This is a genomic window from Streptomyces sp. IMTB 2501 (assembly GCF_001953885.1).
Taxonomy (GTDB): Bacteria; Actinomycetota; Actinomycetes; order Streptomycetales; family Streptomycetaceae; genus Streptomyces.
The window spans coordinates 209,759-229,356 of record NZ_MQUS01000004.1 but is presented as its reverse complement, the minus strand read 5'-3'; the positions used below and the strand labels follow the sequence as shown (position 1 = coordinate 229,356).

At 70.5% G+C, this 19,598-nt stretch carries 14 protein-coding genes and 5 pseudogenes; 10 read left to right on the top strand and 9 right to left on the bottom strand.

Going from position 1 to position 19,598, the window contains the following annotated elements; genetic code table 11:
- Positions 1-82 precede the first annotated feature (82 nt).
- From ureG to AV521_RS09495, 3 genes are all read left to right on the top strand, one after another.
- Complete coding sequence (gene ureG, locus AV521_RS09505) at positions 83-760, top strand: urease accessory protein UreG (RefSeq protein ID WP_076086284.1); 678 nt, start codon at positions 83-85, stop codon at positions 758-760.
- Positions 757-1,515, top strand: coding sequence for an urease accessory protein UreD (locus AV521_RS09500; RefSeq protein ID WP_076086730.1), 759 nt, complete (start codon positions 757-759; stop codon positions 1,513-1,515). Before ureG ends, AV521_RS09500 begins: the two co-directional genes overlap by 4 nt.
- A gap of 173 nt (positions 1,516-1,688) precedes the next feature.
- Positions 1,689-3,290 (top strand): alpha/beta hydrolase, encoded by a 1,602-nt coding sequence (locus tag AV521_RS09495; RefSeq protein WP_179022955.1) that lies wholly within the window; start codon positions 1,689-1,691, stop codon positions 3,288-3,290.
- A 51-nt stretch (positions 3,291-3,341) separates the two neighbouring features.
- On the opposite strand, the gene AV521_RS09490 is transcribed toward AV521_RS09495, so the two are convergent.
- Together AV521_RS09490 and AV521_RS09485 are read right to left on the bottom strand one after the other, a co-directional pair.
- Positions 3,342-4,367, bottom strand: a complete 1,026-nt coding sequence (locus AV521_RS09490) for an NAD(P)-dependent oxidoreductase (protein ID WP_256725484.1) — start codon at positions 4,365-4,367, stop codon at positions 3,342-3,344.
- Between the two features lie 61 nt (positions 4,368-4,428).
- The gene (locus AV521_RS09485; protein WP_076086278.1) at positions 4,429-5,154 is read right to left on the bottom strand and encodes a 1-acyl-sn-glycerol-3-phosphate acyltransferase; all 726 of its coding nucleotides are present in this window, start codon (positions 5,152-5,154) and stop codon (positions 4,429-4,431) included.
- A 728-nt stretch (positions 5,155-5,882) separates the two neighbouring features.
- On the opposite strand from AV521_RS09485, the gene AV521_RS50645 reads away from it, so the two are divergent.
- Positions 5,883-6,191: a hypothetical protein gene (locus tag AV521_RS50645; protein ID WP_256725483.1), complete on the top strand. Its 309-nt coding sequence runs from the start codon at positions 5,883-5,885 to the stop codon at positions 6,189-6,191.
- Positions 6,192-6,314: 123 nt separating this feature from the next.
- Here the strand turns inward: AV521_RS50645 and AV521_RS09470 are convergent.
- Together AV521_RS09470 and AV521_RS09465 are read right to left on the bottom strand one after the other, a co-directional pair.
- A pseudogene (locus AV521_RS09470) lies at positions 6,315-6,471 on the bottom strand (cold shock domain-containing protein).
- 12 nt (positions 6,472-6,483) lie between these two features.
- The gene (locus AV521_RS09465; RefSeq protein WP_076086272.1) at positions 6,484-8,631 is read right to left on the bottom strand and encodes a serine protease; all 2,148 of its coding nucleotides are present in this window, start codon (positions 8,629-8,631) and stop codon (positions 6,484-6,486) included.
- 769 nt (positions 8,632-9,400) lie between these two features.
- Between AV521_RS09465 and AV521_RS47565 the strand changes: the two are divergent.
- Both AV521_RS47565 and AV521_RS09445 read left to right on the top strand, forming a co-directional pair.
- A pseudogene (locus AV521_RS47565) lies at positions 9,401-10,142 on the top strand (transposase).
- Entirely contained in the window at positions 10,139-10,690 is a 552-nt protein-coding gene (locus AV521_RS09445) for a hypothetical protein (RefSeq protein ID WP_076086265.1), read from the top strand. The pseudogene AV521_RS47565 and the gene AV521_RS09445 overlap by 4 nt, the downstream one beginning before the upstream one ends.
- A gap of 22 nt (positions 10,691-10,712) precedes the next feature.
- Here the strand turns inward: AV521_RS09445 and AV521_RS50640 are convergent.
- Positions 10,713-10,864, bottom strand: a pseudogene (locus tag AV521_RS50640) (transposase); the annotation flags it as partial.
- Positions 10,865-10,942: 78 nt separating this feature from the next.
- On the opposite strand from AV521_RS50640, the pseudogene AV521_RS52615 reads away from it, so the two are divergent.
- From AV521_RS52615 to AV521_RS09410, 4 genes and pseudogenes are all read left to right on the top strand, one after another.
- A pseudogene (locus tag AV521_RS52615) lies at positions 10,943-11,686 on the top strand (WD40 repeat domain-containing protein); the annotation flags it as partial.
- Between the two features lie 58 nt (positions 11,687-11,744).
- Positions 11,745-11,987: a WD40 repeat domain-containing protein gene (locus tag AV521_RS52610; protein WP_371917015.1), complete on the top strand. Its 243-nt coding sequence runs from the start codon at positions 11,745-11,747 to the stop codon at positions 11,985-11,987.
- Positions 11,988-12,426: 439 nt separating this feature from the next.
- Entirely contained in the window at positions 12,427-12,843 is a 417-nt protein-coding gene (locus AV521_RS09415) for a DUF6153 family protein (RefSeq protein WP_076086262.1), read from the top strand.
- A gap of 98 nt (positions 12,844-12,941) precedes the next feature.
- Positions 12,942-13,622 (top strand): DUF305 domain-containing protein, encoded by a 681-nt coding sequence (locus tag AV521_RS09410; RefSeq protein WP_076086260.1) that lies wholly within the window; start codon positions 12,942-12,944, stop codon positions 13,620-13,622.
- 87 nt (positions 13,623-13,709) lie between these two features.
- Here AV521_RS09410 and AV521_RS09405 read toward each other — a convergent pair.
- The 4 genes and pseudogenes from AV521_RS09405 to ddaH all read right to left on the bottom strand — a co-directional run.
- A pseudogene (locus AV521_RS09405) lies at positions 13,710-14,783 on the bottom strand (PP2C family protein-serine/threonine phosphatase); the annotation flags it as partial.
- A 69-nt stretch (positions 14,784-14,852) separates the two neighbouring features.
- On the bottom strand, positions 14,853-17,312 hold the full coding sequence (locus tag AV521_RS09400; protein ID WP_076086257.1) for a SpoIIE family protein phosphatase: 2,460 nt from the start codon (positions 17,310-17,312) through the stop codon (positions 14,853-14,855).
- 120 nt (positions 17,313-17,432) lie between these two features.
- Entirely contained in the window at positions 17,433-18,653 is a 1,221-nt protein-coding gene (rocD, locus tag AV521_RS09395; protein ID WP_076086254.1) for an ornithine--oxo-acid transaminase, read from the bottom strand.
- A complete protein-coding gene (ddaH, locus tag AV521_RS09390) occupies positions 18,653-19,462 on the bottom strand; it encodes a dimethylargininase (RefSeq protein WP_076086251.1) in 810 nt (269 codons plus the stop codon). Before ddaH ends, rocD begins: the two co-directional genes overlap by 1 nt.
- Positions 19,463-19,598: the final 136 nt, after the last annotated feature.

Genomic DNA, 19,598 nt, shown 5'->3' with positions numbered 1-19,598 from the left:
CTGAACGGCCCCGTCCTCGTGCTCCCCCAGGGGGACCCCCGGACGGGCTGAGAGGACGAGCCTCGCCACATAGGAGCCGTACATGCACCTCGACCACACCCACCCCGGCCCCGCCGCCGTCAGCGCCGACGCGCGCCGCCCCGACGGAACCCGCCGCGCCCTGCGCATCGGGCTCGGCGGGCCTGTCGGGTCCGGGAAGACCGCGACCGTAGCCGCGCTCTGCCGGGCCCTGCGCGACGAACTGTCGCTCGCGGTCGTCACCAACGACATCTACACCCGTGAGGACGCCGAGTTCCTGCTCCAGGAGGCCGTGCTGCCGCCCGAGCGGATCACCGCCGTGGAGACGGGCGCCTGTCCGCACACCGCGATCCGCGACGACATCTCCGCCAACCTCGAAGCCGTGGAGGACCTGGAGGACGCGGTCGGCCCGCTGGATCTGATCCTCGTCGAGTCCGGCGGCGACAACCTCACCGCGACCTTCTCCAAGGGGCTCGTGGACGCGCAGATCTTCGTGATCGACGTGGCCGGCGGCGACGACATCCCGCGCAAGGGCGGGCCCGGCGTCACCACGGCCGACCTGCTCGTCGTCAACAAGACCGACCTCGCGCCGTACGTCGGCTCCGACCTCGCCCGGATGGCCGCCGACGCCAAGGCCCAGCGGGCCGAACTCCCCGTGGTCTTCCAGTCGTTGCGCGGCGGCACCGGTGTCGCCGACGTGGCCTCCTGGGTGCGCGGGCGGCTCGCCGCGTGGACGGCGTGAGCGCCACCGGGGTCCGGGCGGACGCCCGGATCGTCGCCCGTGCCGATGGGCACGGCGGCACCGTGCTGCCCGTGCTGGACGGCGACGGCCCGCTGGCCCTGCGCCGCACCCGCTCCGACGGCCGCGAGGCGAAGGTCATGCTGGTCGGCGCGATGAGCGGCCCGCTCGGCGGCGACCGCTTCTCGCTCACCGCGAGCGCGGCGGAGGGCGCCCGGCTGCACATCGGCTCGGCCGCCGCCACCCTCGCCCTGCCGGGCCAGGCCAAGGGAGAGGCCCGCTACGACGTACGGCTCGACGTGGCCGACGGTGCCGAACTGCACTGGCTGCCCGAGCAGTTGATCTCGGCCCGCGGCAGCGACCTGTACGTCACCACGCGGGCCGAACTCGCCGCCGGAGCCCGGCTCGTGCTGCGCGAGGAGCAGGTGCTCGGGCGGGCGGGCGAGGACCCCGGTCGGCTCACCAGCCGGCTGACCGTACGGGTCGCCGGCCGGGCGGTGCTGGACCAGGAACTGTCCTGCGGCCCGGGCGCACCAGGCGGCTGGGACGGCCCGGCGGTCCTGGCCGGTCACCGCGCGGTGGGCCAACTCGTCGTCGTCCGCCCGGAGTTCGCGGAACAGCCGGTCCAGGCTGAGGCCCTGGGGGAGTGCGCCGCCCTGATACCACTGGCCGGCCCAGCCGCCCTGGTCAGCGCGGTGGCCCCCGACGCACTGCGACTACGGCGGCTCCTGGACGAGGCGCTGGCCATGCTCCGCTGAGGCGAGCCGCCCGCGCCCTGTCGCGGCCCCACTTGACCTCTGGCTCGACAGGACATGATCGTCCGGTTATCGGATTGGTAAAGATGGGTGGCTACCCCTGTTCTCAGGTGGCTCACAGTCGCGAGGATCCTCGCTGACCACTCGCAGCGATCCTGATGTAGGGGGAAGCCCACTTGAGGGACAACAGACCGAAGAGCCGCCTGCTGGCGCTCGGTTCGGCCGGAGCGCTCGTCACCGCCACCCTGATCGCCGGCGCCGTCTCGGCACCCGCGGCCAGCGCCGCCGCCGCCCGGCCCGGCCCGGACCGGGAGGCCAAGGGCGCCGCGATCGCCGCCGCCCGCGCCGCCAAGGCCGGCATCGACTGGCAGGACTGCCCCGCCGACTGGGGGCTGGAGAAGCCCATCCAGTGCGGCTGGGTCAGCGTGCCCGTCGACTACGCCCACCCGTACGGCAAGCAGATCAAGCTCGCCGTCGACCGCATCGGCAACACGGGCACCCCGCAGGAGCGCCAGGGCGCGCTCGTCTACAACCCGGGCGGCCCCGGCGGCTCGGGCCTGAAGTTCCCGCGCCGGGTCACCACCAAGAACCCCGTGTGGGCCAATGTCGCCAAGGCCTACGACTTCGTCGGCTTCGACCCGCGCGGCGTCGGCCACTCCGCGCCCATCTCCTGCGAGGACCCGCAGGAGTTCGTCAAGGCGCCGAAGATGGACCCGGTGCCGGACACCGAGGCGGACAAGACCGCTCAGCGCAAGCTGGCCCGTCAGTACGCGGACGGCTGCCTGGAGCGCACCGGCCACGCGATGCTCCAGCAGATGACCACGCCGAACACCGCCCGTGACCTGGACGTCATCCGCGCGGCCCTGGGCGAGAAGAAGCTCAACTACCTGGGCGTCTCCTACGGCACCTACCTCGGTGCCGTCTACGGCACCCTGTTCCCGGGCCATCTGCGGCGCATGATCGTCGACAGCGTGGTCAACCCCGCCCGCGAGAACATCTGGTACCAGGCCAACCTGAACCAGGACATCGCCTTCGAGGGCCGCTGGAAGGACTGGGAGGACTGGGTCGCCGCGAACGACGCCGCCTTCCACCTCGGCACCACCCGCGCCGCAGTCCAGGCCAAGTGGCTCGAACTGCGCGCCACCGCCAAGAAGAGCCCGATCGGCGGGGTCGTCGGCCCGGCCGAGCTGATCTCCTTCTTCCAGAGCGCTCCGTACTACGACTCGTCGTGGGTGCCGGTCGCCACGGTGTTCAGCAAGTACTTCGCCGGTGACACCAAGGCGCTCGTCGACGCCGCCGGCCCCAACCTGTCGAACACGGCCGGCAACATCAGCGCCGAGAACGGCAACGCCGTCTACACGGCCGTCGAGTGCACCGACGCCAAGTGGCCCACCAGCTGGCAGAGGTGGAACCGGGACAACACCCGGCTCAACCGGGACTACCCGTTCATGACCTGGGCGAACGCCTGGATGAACCTGCCCTGCGCCACCTGGCCCGTCAAGCAGCGGACCCCGGTCGAGGTGGGGACCGGCAAGGGCCTGCCGCAGGTACTGATCGTGCAGTCCACCCGGGACGCCGCCACCCCGTACGAGGGCGCCGTCGAACTGCACAAGCGTTTCGAGGGCTCCCGTCTGATCACCGAGAAGGACGCGGGCTCCCATGGGGTGACCGGCCTGGTCAACCCCTGCATCAACCAGCGCGTCGACGCCTATCTGATCGACGGCAAGCTGGACGGTGCGGACGTGACCTGCGGCCCGCACGCCACGCCCAAGCCGTAATCACTCCCGTACGGTGACGAGGGGCGGCCGGACTCTCCGGCCGCCCCTCGCTCATGCCGCGTACCAGGCGTCCTCGGCCGCGTAGTCGAACAGGTCCGGATACACCTGGGCGAGGTACGGGAAGCACTCCCGCCAGTCCCGCCCGGCGGCCAGGACATCGGTCAGCCACGCGACGGTCTCCGGCAGGCTCTCGGCGTACGACACCACCGGCCGGTAGCCCAACTCCCGCTCCGCGGCGGACATGTCGGCGACGATCGGCAGCGGTGTCGACCACGGAGTCCGGCCGACGGAGCCCTCGGGCGGTCCGTCGAGGAGAGTCGTCTCCGTCTGCACACCCATCACCGCGTCGATCGCCGCGCCGATCTCGGCGACCGTCGGCGCCTCCCCGTCACAGGCGTTGAGCACCCGGGTACCGGGGCGGGCCGCCGCCGACCGGACCAGCTCGGCGATGTTCCGGGCGCTCGCCGGATGGAACCGGCTCTCGCCCCGGAACGACAGCGCTCGCCCGCGCCTGCCGTCCAGATTCCGCTTCACGAAGTACAGCTCCCGGGGGAGCGGGCTGTACGGCCCGTGCACCGCGCCCGGCCGCAGCACCGTGACCGGCAACGTGCCGGCGGCCGCGAGGAGTCCACGCTCCAGAGCCACCTTCCGGGTGCTGTACGACGTCGCGCCCGGAGGAACGGTCGGATGCGTCTCGGGGATCGGCACCGGGTAGGTGGGAAAGCCGCCCGGTTCGCGCAGTGTGTCGAAGTTCCGGCCCGAGCCGTCGTCGTACACGGACACGCTGGAGATCACCACCGCCGAGCCGATCCGGCCCGCCAGGGACGTCAACTGCCGGGCGTGTACGGCGTCGTAGGCGACCATGTCGACCAGCAGGTCGCAGTCGTCGCCGACCAGCGCTGACAGGGCCGCGTCGTCGGAGCGGTCCAGCCGGACCGTCCGTACCGCGTCGTCCCACGCCTCGTCCCGGCCGCCGCCCCGCGAGGCGGCCGTCACCTCCCAGCCGTCCCGCGCCAGCGCCTCCACGGTCGGCCGGCCGATCTGTCCGCCGGCCCCGATCACCACAGCCCTCTTCATACGGCGAGCCTAGGGGAGCGGACCGTCGGGACCACGCACCTTCTGCCGTCGGCAGAGGCGGTCAGCCGAGCGGCGCCCGCGGGAACCTGCGTTCCTTCGCACCCTTCTCGGCGGCCTGCCGCTCCTTGACGACGGCCGCGTACTCGTCGACGTACTCCTGCTCGGACAGCGTCAGGATCGCGTACATGATCTCGTCGGTGACGGCCCGCAGGATCGCCTTCTCGTGCTCCAAGCCCGCATAGCGGGAGAAGTCGAGGGCCTTGCCGAAGCGGATGGTGACGGGGTGGATGTTCGGAACGACCTTCCCGGGCGGCTGTGCCTCGAAGGTGCCGATCATCGCGCACGGTACGACGGGCACCCCGGCCCTCAGTGCCATCACGGCGACGCCGACCTTGCCCTTGTAGAGCCGGCCGTCGTGCGAACGGGTGCCCTCGGGATAGATGCCGAGCAACTCGTCCCTGCTCAGTACCTTGAGGCCCTCGCGGATCGCGGCCTGCCCGGCCTCCTTGCCCGAGCGGTCCACCGGGATCTGCCCGGCGCTACGGAAGAAGAACGCGGTGAGCCGGCCCCTGAGCCCCGGGCCGGTGAAGTACTCGGCCTTCGCGAGGAACGTGATCCGGCGCTTGAGCATCGCCGGCATCAGGAAATGATCGGAGAACGACAGATGGTTCCCGGCGACGATCGCGGGCCCGGAGGCCGGCACGTTCTCCAGCCCCTCGATCCGGGGCCGGAAGACCAGTCTCAGCAGGGGGCCCATCAGTACGTACTTGAGCAGGTAATAGAACAAGGGGTCGCTCCTCACTCTGGCGGATCAGCTCAACCGCCGCGTTCTCGCACGTCACCCCGCTTCTCATGGGGTGTCAGTGTATGTGCGCGTGTAGTCACCTGGAACCAGGTTCGGGCGTATCAGTGCTGACCCAATGCTGACCTTACTGATGGGTAATCAGGTTCACGAGTGCTGTGATTCTGACATCTACGGGGGTGACCGCTGGGTCAGCCTGCTGCTACCCGCCAGTAGGCATCAACCTGATCACGGAGCTTGGCGTGATCACAGGCAAGGCTGGCGAACAGGAGCCCCTTGAACCACAAGAGCGTCCGCCAGTAGGTCGTGGACGCGACTGCGAGGCGGCGCGACGGGCTGGGCCGGGGGCATGGGCCTGGCCGGTGCTGTGGTCTTGGGGGCCTGGGTGGGCGTGGCGCTGGTCTTCGTCGGGCTGGGGACGGTCGAGGCGCTCGCGTTTGTGGACTTGCCGGCGCCGGTGGCTTCTCCGATGGCACTGAGGAACCAGATGCCCATGATCTTGCCGATGCCGCGCTTCCTTCGGTGCCGCGTGAATGTATCCGTTGTGGGACTGACGTGAAGGAGAGGTGGGGGATATGTGACACGAACGAGGCGTGATGCGCAGGGCGAGCCGGTGTCCGGGGTCACCTCGATCTGCACCGTCGACTCGCCCTTCGGCAGCGCGCACCACCACGGCACGTTGATCGAACGGCCCGTCAACACCCACTGGGCTCATGGCGATCCGGTACGCCGTGCAGGCAGACACCCGGGAAGAGTGCGTCGAGGGTTTGGAGCAGCTCGCGAAGCTCGACCTGGTGCCCCGGCATGCTGCCCGCCGAACTCGGCGGCGGCCGATGGATGGCCCGAGCAGCATCCTGGTCGGCGAGGAGTACGACACGCAGTGGCACCGCTGGCGCAAGGCGTTCGAGGAAGCGCAGGCAACCATCACCGCGCACGCGGGGGCGTCCGGCGAGAACCGGAACGTGCTGGAGCAGGCCGTGAAGAAGGCGGCGCGGCACGCTTCGGAGGATCCGAGCGAGTAGCCGGATGCCTCGGACTGCCGCCATGCGTGGTCCTCTGCGCCGCGCGGGGCGTGTGGCATGGCGGGGACCGACGAGCCCCGGCAGGTGGGTGTATCCCGGCCGGGGCCTCGTTTGTGTTCGGTGTTACAGGGGGCGGATGTTCTCCGTCTGCGGGCCCTTCTGGCCTTGCGTAATGTCGAACTCGACCTTTTTGACCCTCGTGGAGCTCGCGGAAGCCCTGGGCGGCGATGTTCGAGTAGTGGACGAAGACGTCCGGGCCGCCCCCTGGGCCGAGGCCCAGGGGGGTTCGTGGTCAGCGACGGTAGTACGGCAGCGACGAGCCGGACGCGGTCGCGAGTACCGCTTCCGTGCCGAGGCTGTTGCCGCTGTCCTGGTACATGGACAGTTGGCCGTCGGACCAGCGCACGAGGTAGTCGTTGGGCCGGTTGTCGGTGCTGGTGGAGTTGCCCGCCGTGGTGAGCGTGGCGTGGGTCCACAGCGTGCTCGGGGCGCGCAGTCGCACCTCTCCGTGGAAGCCGTACTGGTTGATGTCCGGGTACAGGGTCAGTTCGCCGTCGGACCAGCGGACCACGAGGTCCGACTCGTTGGTCCCGGTGAGGTCGGCGGACGTGAACGATGTGGCGTGCGTCCAGGTGGAGTTGGCAGGGTTGAGTCGGACCTCGGCGTGGAGGCCGGTGGAGTTGATGTTCTTGTAGAGAGTGGTCTCGCCGTCGGACCAGCGCACGATCAGGTCGTCGGGCCAGTGGTCGTCGGTGGTGTAGCGGCCCGCGGTCATGGCGACCTCGTGCTGCCACAACGTGCCCGGCTTGACGAGTGTGATCTGGCTGTGCAGGCCGCGCGCGTCGACGTCGGGGAAGAGGGTGAGGCTGCCGTCGCTCCAGCGCACCAGCAGGTCGTAGGTGTCGGCGCCCGTGAAGTCGCCGGCCGTGATGGAGACGGCCTTCGTCCAGGTGGTGTTGGCCGCGACGAGCTGTATTTCCTTGTCGAACCGTCCGTTGCCACCACCCCGGTACAGCGTCAGCTCGCCGTCCGACCAGCGCACGATCAGGTCGCTCTTGTCCGGATCGGGCGAAGGCGAGGGCGTGAAGGAGCCTGAGGTGACGAGGGTGGCATGGGTGAGTGTGGAGGCGCCGGGCAGCACGTTGGGACGTGCGGGGGCGGTGCCGGCGACCGCCGCCTTGTACAGGTTCTGGACGTCGGAGCCGTAGGAGGAGCTGTAGGAGACGTCGGCGGTCGGTCCGCCGGTGTCCCAGCCGCCGATGCTGCCGACCACGTCGCCGGTGCCGGTGGTCGGGTCGAAGTTCTCCAGGAACGGGCTGCCGCTGGTGCCGGATGCGAAGCCGTTGCAGGCGATCTGGAGGTACGAGCCGGGGGTGCCGTCGGTCGGGGTGTACTGCGTGGTGTTGTTGTTGCAGGTCAGGGGCTGCGTGGCGGTGCCAGGGTAGCCGACCAGCCGAATGCTGGGGAAGGCGTAGCCGCGGCCGGTGGCCAGGTTGTTGCCGCCCACCACGTCCTGCACCTGCTTGCCGTCGCTGCGCGCGCCGACCTGGGCGAACGCCACGTCCCACGAGGCGCCCTGGACGTGTCCGCTGTCGTAGTAGCGGGGATCGACCCAGACCCGGCTGCGGCCTTCGGAGTCGGTGGCGACGGGGAAGATGCCGTACGGCTGGGGATTGGCCGCGGTCCACTCGGGGACGAACGCGAGCGAGCCGCCGCCTGCCCGCCCGTCCATGCAGTGCCCGGCGGTGAGCACGATGTTGTGGTGCGGGCTGTTGATGACGCTCGCGGTGCAGAAGTAGGAGCCGCTGCTGGTCTGCATGTACATCCGGCCGACCATCGGCAGCCCGCCGAAGTAGGAGCTGACGGGACCTGTCCCGCCCGTGCTCGTGGGGGACGGGCTGGGCGAGGCGGTGGGGCTCGCCGAGTCCGACGCGCTGGGGGAGGTGCTCGGAGAGGCGGACGAGGTGTCTGTCGGCGCGGCGGTCGGGGTGTCCGTAGCGGTGGCGGAGGGAACCGGGGTCGAGGTGTCGGTGGGTATGTCCGTCGGGCCGGCGGTGCCGGTCGGCGTGGCGTCCATCGGGACCTCGCGCAGGTCCTGGGCGTGCAGGCGACCGGTCCCGGGCGGCTTGACGAGGCCCTGGAGTGTGGGGTGCGCGGCCTTGCCCGCGGTCCGCGGTCTGGCGTCCGGAAGCGGCTTTGCTTCTGCCATGCGCTGCGCGGTCCAGAACCGCTTGGCCGCCAGGGCTGTCCAGTGCGGCGCGGCGGCTGGGAGAGGCGGGGCTGTGTCCGGTATCGCGGACGTGTACGCCGGAGGGGCGTTCGTGGCGCCTGCCGTATCGACCGAGACGACGAGGGTTCCGGCCAGCGCGGTGATCGCACCGACGGCGGCCACGAGGAGGGCACCGCGCCGACTCGCGCGGTGCCCGGCAGTTCTGCTCACTTTGGGCTGATTTCCCCCCACTTGGCGTGACCCTCCGTCACGCAGGAGATAGGACTAGCAGAGAGTACGGCACTGTTGCTCGGTGATCGAACCATGAGGCGAATTTCCTCGGGGATGAGCCGGGTGGCCGGTGCCGGCTCCCGGACGCACAGCGGGATCGGGGTGAGCCGCCGCGCGCGACGGACTGCTGGTGGAGGCCGAGGAGTGCGGCGATCACCGGTGGATTCCAGGCCTTGCGAACTTCTCGGAAGCCGTGGGCGCGCCGCGCGCATGGTCCGCCGCCCCGCCAACGCGGGCCGTTCGGCGTGCCGTTCGCAGGGGGAGCGGAGAGTCAAGCGGGTTGGTCTCGCCTCTGTCCTTTCCGGTCGTGCGGCACGTGGGACGGCGCTGCGGTGCCGGGGCCGGCACACGGTGCGCGTCGACGGTTGTGTCGCGGCTCGACGTGTCGTAACTCGGCTGCCAGCAGCCAGAACCAGACGGCGAAGGTGACCAGGTGGATGCCCTGGGCGATGCCCTGTCCTTCCGGGTGACCGAAGCAGGGGCTGGTGGAGGAGACGGTCGCGGCGGTCATGTGGCTGTCATGGGCGGGAGGCTGACCTGGTGGCCGAGGCGGTTGAGCTGGCTGACCAGGCCGGCGGGTAGCGCGGGTCTTGCCGTTGTGTTCGCCGTTGTGTTCGAGGAGGCGTCGGTAGCGGGCGGCGAGGCAGAGGTGGGTGTCCTTTGACGTCGTTGTATTTGGTTTGATCGCTATTGTTCGGGTGTGACGTTCGTGGAGCGTCTGGTCCCTGACAGGTTGTGGGAGTTGTTCGAGCGGGTCGTGCCAGCGGCGCCGGTACGACCGCAACGAGGCGGCCGGCGGCGGTATCGCGACCGGAACGTACTGGCCGCGATCTTGTTCGTGGCGGCCTCTGGCTGTACGTGGAGAGGGACGCCGGAGGCATTCGGTCCATCGTGGTCAACGGTGTACCGAGGCTTCGCTGAATGGAGCCAGGCTCGGGTATGGGCCAAGCTTCATCGCCTGGTCCTTGACGAGCTCGGCTCGCAAGGCGATCCGGACTGGTCGCGGTGCGCGATCGACTCCGTGAACACGCGGGCCCTGAAAGGGGGGATCTGACGGGCCCGAATCCTGTGGATCCCCACGAGAGTCTGGGACTTGAGCCGCTGGTGCGGGGCATACCGCCGGTCCGCTCCCGCCGCGGCCCCCGACGGCGCCGTTCCGCCAAGCTCCATGCCGACAAGGGGTACGACTACGACCATCTGCGTCAATGGCTCAGCAGTCGCCGCGTCGTGCCTCGGACAGCCCGCAAGGAGTCGGCTCCTCGGCCCGGCTCGGCCGACACCGCTGGACCGTCGAGCGGACGGTGAGCCGGCTCGGTGGCATCCGCCGACTCCACCGCCGCTACGAACGTAGGGGCAACCACTTCTTGGCCTTCGCAGGCATCGCAGCAACCCTCATCTGCTACGGCCGTCTGACCAGGGAGCGCACTGCTCGCCGGCATCGCCCCTCATGATCGCAGTGGTCGTCACCGTCGGGCTGGCGTTCGTCGGCTATGTCGTCACTTACCTCAACGGCTTGCGCCTGTCGCAGCGTCAAGAACATCTCGCTCGCGTGAATCGCCAGCTCAGCGACCTCTACGGGCCCCTGTTCGCCCTCACGGAAGCCAACAGCCGCACCTTCGGCGCGTTCGTGGAACGTCATGCTCGCCCTGGCGGAACGTCGCCGTTCGATCACGAGACCCCGCCCACTGCAGAAGAGTTCACCGAGTGGCGGCCGTGGGTGACTACCGTCTTTCTTCCGAACATCCAGGCCATGCGCGACCTGGTCATCAAACACGCGGACTTGTTGAGCGAATCAGAGATGCCGCCGCTTCTGCTCCAACTGTGCGCGCATGTGTCGGGCTACGAGATCACAGCCGCCCGGTGGGCACAGGGAAACCACGACCAGCACCTCTCGGTGGTGTCGTTCCCCAGCGAGGAGCTCGCCGCCTATGCGCGTCAGGGATTCGCCACGCTGAAGAAGGAACAGGCCCGCCTGCTGGGGCAACGGCAGGGGAGCTGACCAATTACAACGACGTCTAAAGCGGCATGTCACGCCACGACTGCCGGTCCGGAACCGCCAGATCACGCCCTCGAACTGTGGCCGCAGCCGCTCGGGGTAGGGGCCGAACCTGCCTTTCGGCAGGAACGGATCGATCAACTCCCACTCGTCATCGGTAAGTTCCGCACGCGCCACGCTGGCGTTCTGCCAGCTCAGACCAATGATCCGGAAACTTACACCCGTTACCTGGCAGGCCGGGTCCACACTGGCCTGGTGCAGGAGTGGATTTCGCAGCATTGGGGCTATCTGGTTGCAGCGGTTGGCGCCCTGGCCCTGCTCGACCAGGGATTCGCCGCCGTCAGCAAACATGTAAGCCGCCTGCGCGCCCTCTGGGCGTTCGGCGCGCGCCGCATCTGGCGGCGCGCGGTAGCCGAGACAGGCAGGTCTGAATCGGAGGCGACGCCCAGTGCCACCGACACCGATGCGGCGGGCACCGCTGAGAGCGAGGCTGCACAGGCGTCGACCCCGCGTACCCCGCCCATTGTGCTCACTCCGAGTCGAATCGAATCGCTCAACGGCGCTGCGTGGCCGGTCGCTTGGCCACGGCAACTGACGGATCCGAGAGGACCGTTGGTGACGACGTCGGAAACCTCAGGCCGAACCTCGGATCCACGAACCCTGACCGGGCACAGGAAACGGATCAACGCCGTCGCTTGGTCGCCCGACTCAGCCCGCATCGCATCAGCAAGCAGTGACCGAACGGTGCGGATCTGGAACAGTACGGACACGACCGCGGACCTGGTGCTCTCGGGACACGGCAAGGATGTCAAGGCGGTCGCCTGGTCCCCCGACGCCGCACAGCTGGTTTCCGCGAGCAGCGACCGGACTGCTCGAATCTGGGACGCACACACCGGGGCACTGGTCGGCATCCTGGAAGCGCACAGCAAATGGGTGCTGACGGCGACGTGGTCTCCGAACGGCCAGTACATCGCAACCACCGGCCTCGACCGAGATCTCCGCATATGGGACGCCGAGCGACTCGTCGGCGTGTACTCGTTCTACGCGAAGAGGCTGAATCTGGAAAACGGGCTCTCGTGTACGGCCGGCCTGGTCGCCGGACAGCCGCTTCCTCGCCGTCGGCAGCTACAACGGGACCGTGCGAATCTGGGACATGGAACGTGCCGCCCTCGTGCACACCCTGCTGACGCCACGAAACGTGCTAAGCGTGCTCCGCGTCGCCTGGTCGCCGAACGGTCAATACGTCGCGGCCGCAGGGGATTCGGTTGCCTGGGTATGGGAGTGTCCCGACTGGAACTAGCTCAACTACTGGAAAGGCCAATTGCTTCTTGCAGCCAACCGGGCGCCCGATTGCAACACTCTCGCAGTGGGGAACACGGACGGAACGCTCCACCTGTGGTCGAGTGAGAACAGGTTCGGCCTGTGACGCCTTGCCGACCGCAGCATTGGGGGCAGCCGTGCTCATTCGTGCATGCACTTCTTTTTGAAGGTGCCCATGCCGTGTGCGAGAGTCTTGACGGCCAAGAGGAGCTACTCCGGGGTCCAACGCTGATCACGTCGTCCAGGCCGTCCCAGCGTGTGCCTGTGGTCATCTGCAACCGCAACCGGCCATGCTCATGCCGGGGTCGCCACCCCCTCGGTACGGTGATTGTCCGACAGTAGTGCGAATGACTGGCTCATGAGCCACGGACCCGCGAGCCGTGGCCGGTCCTCGCTCCCACCTCCGTACGATGACGCCCATGCACAGCGCCGGACCCCGCACCTCGTGCCCGCCCCAGCGGCGGCGGCACGGGCTGCTGGTGCTGGCGCTGCTGGTGGGGCTGCTGGGGATGCATGCGCTCGGGCCCGTCGGGGGTGTGGGACATGCGGAGTACGGGGGGCCGGGACGGCACATGGTCGCGGCCGGCACCGTCGTCGCCGTCGCGCAGGACGACTGTGCGGACGCTGACGGGCACTGCGGTGGGGGCCGGCTGCATCACGCCGATCCCGCCTGTGCGTCGGGTGCGGTGAACGGCGGCCCGGAGCTGCCCGCGCTGGTCCCTGATCACACGGTCGTTGCCGCGCCGGACGGTTGTCCGGGCTCCCGTGCGGCCACCGGACCGGGAGGCGCCCGCGCCCCGCCCTCCCTGGCCGAACTTCAGCTCCTGCGGATCTAGAGGGCCCCGCCAGCCGCACTCGCCCGCCTCTACACGGCGGAGCCCGCGGTCGTGCTCACGCCTGTCCTGAATCCCCCGAGAACCACAGGAGTTCCAGCATGACCATCCGTACTCTCACACGCCGTGCCGCCCTGGCCGCGGTCGCCGCGACCTCCGCCCTCGTCCTCGCCGCCTGTGGTGGCAGCGGTGGCAGCGGTGGCGCTCACGCCGCGCACGGCGCCTCCGCCTCCCCGGGCGCGCCCGGCGCGACGGCCAGCACCGCCCACAACGCCCAGGACGTCGCCTTCGCACAGGCCATGATCCCGCATCACCAGCAGGCCCTGGAGATGGCGCGGCTCGCCGCCGACCGGGCCTCCTCGGCGCAGGTGAAGGACCTCGCCACCCGCATCGAGAAGGCGCAGGCCCCCGAGATCCGCACCATGACCGGCTGGCTCAGGTCCTGGGGCGAGAAGGTGCCCATGGCCGGCATGGGCCACTCGGGCCACTCCGGTATGTCCGGGATGATGAGCGACGCCGACATGGCCGCGCTGAAGAAGGCCGAGGGCAAGGACTTCGACAAGAAGTTCCTGTCCATGATGGTCGAGCACCACCAGGGCGCCGTGGAGATGGCCGGCACGGAGAAGGCCAAGGGCGCTTACGGGCCCGCCAAGGCCCTGGCGGGCGCCATCGTCACCACGCAGAACGCCGAGATCAAGGAGATGAAGAAGCTCCTCGGTCCGAGCGGCACAAGCAGCTCGGGCGGCATGAACGGCATGAATGGCATGAACGGCATGGGCTGACGTACGGCGGGCGGGGGCCCTGTCCTCGGCACCGGCCCCCGCCTCCCCTCATCCGTCACAGCCCATCCGTCACAGCCGCACGATGACCAGCCCCGTGTCGATGTCCTCGCCGCGGCGCTCGATCAGGCCGTCGGTGTAGAGGACGAGGGTGGCGGCGCCCTCGGCGTAGTCCGTGCAGGCCTCGGGCCTGGGGACCGGGTCGGGGCGGGCGTCCAGCGGCGGGTCGGTGGCCTGGTCGAGGAACTCCACGCGGCCGTCCGGCTGGACGAGCGCGGGCGGCGGATGGCCGGCGCTGCTGTAGGTGATCGTGTGGTGGTCGAAGTCGATGAACGTCGTGACGGCGGTGGCCGATTCGGCGCCGTCCACGACGTGCGCGTACCGCCCGGGATGTTCAGCGCCTCGCCCGGCCCCGCGCGACCCGGGAGGCGGCGCTCAGCGCGCTGCGCAGCTTGCCCATCACCCCGGCGGCCTCCAGGCCGTGCCCGACCACGTCACCCACGGCCACGGCCATGCGGTGGCCGCCCTCCAGGTCGACGATGTCGTACCAGTCCCCGCACACGTTCAGCGCGCCGACCGCGGGCCGGTAGCGCACGGCCGCGTGATGGCGGCCGACCTCCCGGCGGGCGGGCAGCATCGCCTCCTGCAGGGCGAGGGCCACCTCGCGCTCGCGGGCGTGCGCCTGGCGCAGCCGTTCGTTGAGCTCCTGCAGCTCACGGGCGCGCGTGTACAGCTCGGCTTCGAGGACGCGGGCCCGGCCGCCGACGGGGCCGCCGCGGACCCGGATCAGCTCGGTGACCTCCTCGACCCGGTGCACCAGCAGCACCACCTTCCCGTCCGCGTCGGACACCGGCGCGTTGACCGGGCTCCAGTAGCGCTCCTCCCACTAGCCGGGCCGCTCGGGGTTCTCGACGTCGTACCGCTGCAGGGCCATGGCGTCGCGCTCGCCGGTGGCCGCGACCTGGGTCAGCGAGGCGGCCAGGTTGCGCATGCCGGATGCGCCGGGGGCGGCCGGGTTGTCCGGGAAGACATCGAAGAGCTAGCGCCCGGCCAACCGCGGAACTCCTCGTCGGCGTCCGCGTAGACCAGGTCGGGCGTCAGCAGGGCCACCATGCCGGGCAGCGCCTGGAACACTCTCGCGTGGTCGATGGCCGTGTCGTTCATGGCTACCGCCCACCCGCCGGAATAACGCCGTTTTCCCATGTCATGCGAGGTATATCCGTGTCGAGCGGGTCAGGCCGGCGGCTCCGTCAGCGACTGCTCCGCCCAGATGACCTTCCCCTCGGGTGCGAAGCGGGTTCCCCACCGCTGGGTGAACTGGGAGACCAGCAGCAGTCCGCGGCCGCCCTCGTCCAGGGCGCGCGGATGACGCAGATGCGGCGCGGTGGCGCCGCCGTCGGTCACCTCGCAGATCAGGGTCCGTTCCCTGATCAGCCGAAGCCGGATGGGACCCTCCGCATGCCGGATGGCGTTGGTGACCAGCTCGCTCACGACCAGTTCGGTGGTGAACGCCAGCTCCTCCAGATCCCACTCGGACAGCTGCCGGGTGGCCTCCTTGCGGGCGTCGGCGACCACGGCCGGGTCGGCTGACAGGTCCCAGTCGGCGACCTGCCCGGCGCCGAGCAGCCTGGTCCGGGCCATCAGCAGGGCCACGTCGTCGTGCGGCCGGGCCGGGACCAGGGCCTCGATCACGGACCGGCAGCACCGGTCGAGCGAGGAGCTGCGCCGCTCCAGCGCGCGGCGCAGCCGCTCGCGGTCCGCGTCGGTGCCCCCGACGGCCCCGTCGCCCGCGTGCGCCAGCAGCCCGTCGGTGTGCAGGGCCAGCGTGCTGCCCTCGGCCAGGGCCAGCTCGACCGCCTCGTAGGGCGGACCGCCCGCCCCCAGCGGCGGCCCCTGCGGGAGGTCGACGAAGGCGGCGGTGCCGTCGGGCCGGACGACGGCGGGCGCGGGATGGCCCGCGGCGGCCATGGTGCACCGCCCGTCGACCGGGTCGTAGACGACGTACACACACCCGGAGCCCAGTGCCTGGGTGTCGGCGTCCTCCGGGAGCTCCGGCACGCCCTCCTCGTCGGCCGTCCGCGCCACCAGGTCGTCGAGGTGCGCGAGGATCTCCTCGGGCGGCAGATCGAGCGCCGCGAGAGTGCGTACGGCGGTGCGCAGCCGCCCCATGGCCGCGGCGGCGTCGATGCCGTGCCCCGGCACCTCGCCCACGACGAGGGCGACGCGCGACCCGGACAGCGGGATGAGGTCGTACCAGTCGCCGCCGAGGCCGGTCAGCTCGTCGGCCGGCCGATAGCAGGCGGCCGCCTCCACCGCGCCCTGCTCGGGCAGCCGGTGCGGCAGCAGGCTGCGCTGCAGGACCAGGGCCGCGTCCCGCTCGCGGGTGTAGCGGCGGGCGTTGTCCACGCAGACGGCCGCCCGGGACACCAGGTCCTCGGCGAGGCTCAGGTCGTCCTCGTCGAACGGGTCCTGCCGGCGGCGCCGGAAGAAGGTGGTGACGCCCATCGTGACGCCCCGCGCCCGGATGGGCACGATCATCACGCTGTGCAGTCCCAGGTCCAGGAAGGCCGTCGCCCGGCCCGCCGGGATGTCCGTGGCCCACTCCCTGGCCAGCGGGTCGAGCTGTTCCCTGCGCCAGGACCGGCCCGTGGTCAGGCAGCGGATCAGTGGCGACCCGGCGAGGTAGGTGGCCACCTCGCCGATCTCCACGGCGGCCTCCGGGACCCCGGGGTTCACCGACTGGTGCCCGGCCCGGCGCAGCGGCACCTCGTCCGTGTCGCTCGGCGGCTCGGGCTCGGCGCCGCGCAGCACCGAATCCAGCAGGTCCACACCGACGAAGTCGGCGAAGCCCTGCACGGCCACGTCGGCCAGTTCCTGCGCGGTCCGCCAGATGTCCAGGGTGCGCCCGATCTGCTCGCCGGCCCGGTCGAGCAGGGCCAGCCGCTGCCGGGCGCGGTGCCGCTCGGTGACGTCGACGACGGTGTAGTACACGCCCATCGGGTGACCCAGGTCGTCATCGAGGCGGGTGAACGACATCATGTGCGCGGTCTCGCGGTGCGGCGCGGACCGCACCTGGCCCACATGCTCGTACCCGACCACCGGCCGGCCGGACTCCAGCACCCGCCGCATCTGCGTCTCGATGTCCGCGGAGTCGATGCCCGGCTGAATCTCTGCCAGCCGCCGCCCCAGCCGCTCCCGCGGAGAGCCGCCGCCGTAACGTTCCAGCGCCGCGTTCGACCAGACGCACCGCAGATCGCAGTCCACGATCGCTATGCCGACGGGGGAGTCGGTCACCATCTGCTCCAGCACCGCACGGCTCATGTCCCAGCCGCGTGCCCCGGAGACCTCGGAGAGCAGAACCAGCCACTGCGGCGCCCCGCCGGAATCCACCGCCGAAGTGATCCGCACCATCAGCCGGACCGGCCGCCCGTCCCTGTGCCGGGCGGTCAGCAGCCCCGCCCAGCCGCCTTCCCTGCGGCACCGCTCGGCCAGCTCGGGCGCCCGCTCGGCGTCCTCGGCGGACAGCAGACCGACCGCCCGGGTGCCCACCACCTGGGCGGCCGGGTACGCCAGCAGCCGCTCGGCGTTGGGTGTCCAGCCCGTCACCACGCCCCGGGCGTCGAGCAGCAGGGGCGCGGCGTCGGCCACGTCGAACCGCTGCCGGGCAACGTCCTGCTCCTCGTGAGTGCCCACGGTCGACCTCTCTGTAGCTGAGAGTGGTCTACCCCCTCTTGGCTCAATCGTCACTCTTCGGCCATCGGGTGGAGGAGTACGGACGAGTGGGGAGCGGCGCGCGGCCGCCCCCCACCCCCGTCACGAACCCAGCACCTTCTCCAGCGCCGCCAGCGCGGAACGCAGTTCCTCCGCCGTGATCGTCAGCGGGGGCGCCAGCCGGATCGTGGACCCGTGGGTGTCCTTCACCAGGATCCCCTCCCGCATCAGCCGCTCGCTGATCTCACGGCCGCTGCCGATCGCCGGGTCGATGTCGACGCCCGCCCACAGCCCGCGCGCCCGGAAGCCGACCACACCCTGGCCGGCCAGCGCGGCCAGCCCGTCCCGCAGAACCGTGCCCAGCTCGGCCGCCCGCCGCTGGAACTCACCGGTCTCCAGCAGCTCGACCACGGCCGTGCCGACCGCCGCCGCGAGCGGGTTGCCGCCGAAGGTCGAGCCGTGCTCACCCGGGTGCAGCACCCCCAGCACGTCACGCCGGGCCACCACCGCCGACACCGGCACGATCCCGCCGCCGAGCGCCTTGCCGAGCAGCAGCACGTCCGGCACGACATCCTCGTGCTCGACGGCGAGGGTACGGCCGGTGCGGCCGAGGCCCGACTGGATCTCGTCGGCGATGAACAGACAGCCCTTGCGGCGGGTCAGCTCGCGCACCCCGGCGAGATAGCCGTCCTTCGGGATGATCACGCCGGCCTCGCCCTGGACCGGCTCGATCAGGACGGCCGCCGTCGTCTCGTCGACGGCCTCCTCCAGCGCGGCCAGGTCGTCGTACGGCACGCTCTTGAAGCCGGGCGTGAAGGGGCCGAAACCCGACCGGGCCGTCTCGTCCGTGGAGAAGCTGACGATCGTCGTCGTACGGCCGTGGAAGTTCTCCGCCGCGACCACGATCGTCGCCCGGTCGGCGGGGACGCCCTTCACGTCGTACGCCCACTTGCGGGCCACCTTGATGCCGCTCTCCACCGCCTCGGCGCCGGTGTTCATCGGCAGCACCATGTCCAGGCCGGTCAGCTCCGCGAGCCGCTCGGCGAACTCCGCGAGGCGGTCGTTGTGGAAGGCCCGGGAGGTCAGCGTGAGCTGGTCGAGCTGGCGGTGCGCGGCCTCGATCAGCGCCGGGTGCCGATGGCCGAAGTTCAGCGCCGAGTAGCCGGCCAGCATGTCGAGGTAGCGGCGGCCCTCGACGTCCTCCACCCAGGTGCCCTCGGCGCGCGCGACGACCACGGGCAGCGGGTGGTAGTTGTGTGCGAGGACCGGCTCCTCCGCACGGATCAGGTCGGCGGACGTACGCGTGCGCGCGGGTGCGGTCATCAGCGGATCTCCTGGGTGCAGCACTTGATGCCACCGCCGGCCTTGTGGAACTCGGACAGGTCGACGGGGACGGGGACGTAACCGTGGCCGGCGAGGTTCCCGGCCAGCGCCTCGGCCTGCGGCGCGATGAAGACGTTGTGGCCGTCGGACACGGAGTTCAGGCCGAAGGCCAGCGCGTCCTCGCGGGTGGCGAGCACCGCGTCGGGGTACAGGCGGCGCAGCACCTCGCGGCTGCCCGCCGAGAACGCCTCCGGGTAGTAGCAGAGGTTGTCGTCGTCGAGGACGAACAGCGCCGTGTCCAGGTGGTAGAAGTACGGATCCACCAGGGTCAGGCCGATCACCGGATGGCCGAGGAACTCCTGGGCCTCCCGGTGCGCCTCCCGGGTCGTGCGGAACCCGGTGCCGGCCAGCACATACCGGCCGGTCCACACCAGGTCGCCCTCGCCCTCGGTCACCGACTCGGGGCGGTACACGTCGTAGCCGGCCGCCTTGAACCAGGTGTCGTAGTGCACCGACTCCGGGCGCCGCTCCGGCGCGTGGAACAGCGAGCCGAAGACCCGGCCGCCCACCACGAAGGCGGCGTTCGCGGCGAACACCATGTCCGGCAGGCCGGCCACCGGCTCGACCGAGTCGACGGTGTGCCCATGGGCGCGGTAGGCGCGGATCAGCGTCTGCCACTGCTCCTGGGCGAGGTCCACGTCGACGGGTTTGTCGGGGTGCATCCAGGGGTTGATCGCGTACTGAACGGCGAAGTGTCTGGGTTCACAGACGAGGAAGCGCCGAGGGCGCAGCACACGGCTTTCGGACACAGAGGGTTTCCTCCGGTTTCCTGTGTGTCACTGAGGGGGTGCCACAACGGTAGAAACGGAGATCGGCAACCGACAAGTGCGAAAAGCTGCGCGCTTACGCAGCATTACTGCGTTCTGAGTGCCATCCACGCACGAG

Bases quoted from the DNA above. Each gene is read 5' to 3' on its own strand.
- ureG (WP_076086284.1), top strand. From the start codon at position 83: ATGCACCTCGACCACACCCACCCCGGCCCCGCCGCCGTCAGCGCCGAC.
- AV521_RS09490 (WP_256725484.1), bottom strand. From the start codon at position 4,367: ATGAAGAGGGCTGTGGTGATCGGGGCCGGCGGACAGATCGGCCGGCCG.
- AV521_RS50645 (WP_256725483.1), top strand. From the start codon at position 5,883: ATGGCGATCCGGTACGCCGTGCAGGCAGACACCCGGGAAGAGTGCGTC.
- AV521_RS09445 (WP_076086265.1), top strand. From the start codon at position 10,139: ATGATCGCAGTGGTCGTCACCGTCGGGCTGGCGTTCGTCGGCTATGTC.
- AV521_RS09415 (WP_076086262.1), top strand. From the start codon at position 12,427: ATGCACAGCGCCGGACCCCGCACCTCGTGCCCGCCCCAGCGGCGGCGG.
- AV521_RS09410 (WP_076086260.1), top strand. From the start codon at position 12,942: ATGACCATCCGTACTCTCACACGCCGTGCCGCCCTGGCCGCGGTCGCC.
- rocD (WP_076086254.1), bottom strand. From the start codon at position 18,653: ATGACCGCACCCGCGCGCACGCGTACGTCCGCCGACCTGATCCGTGCG.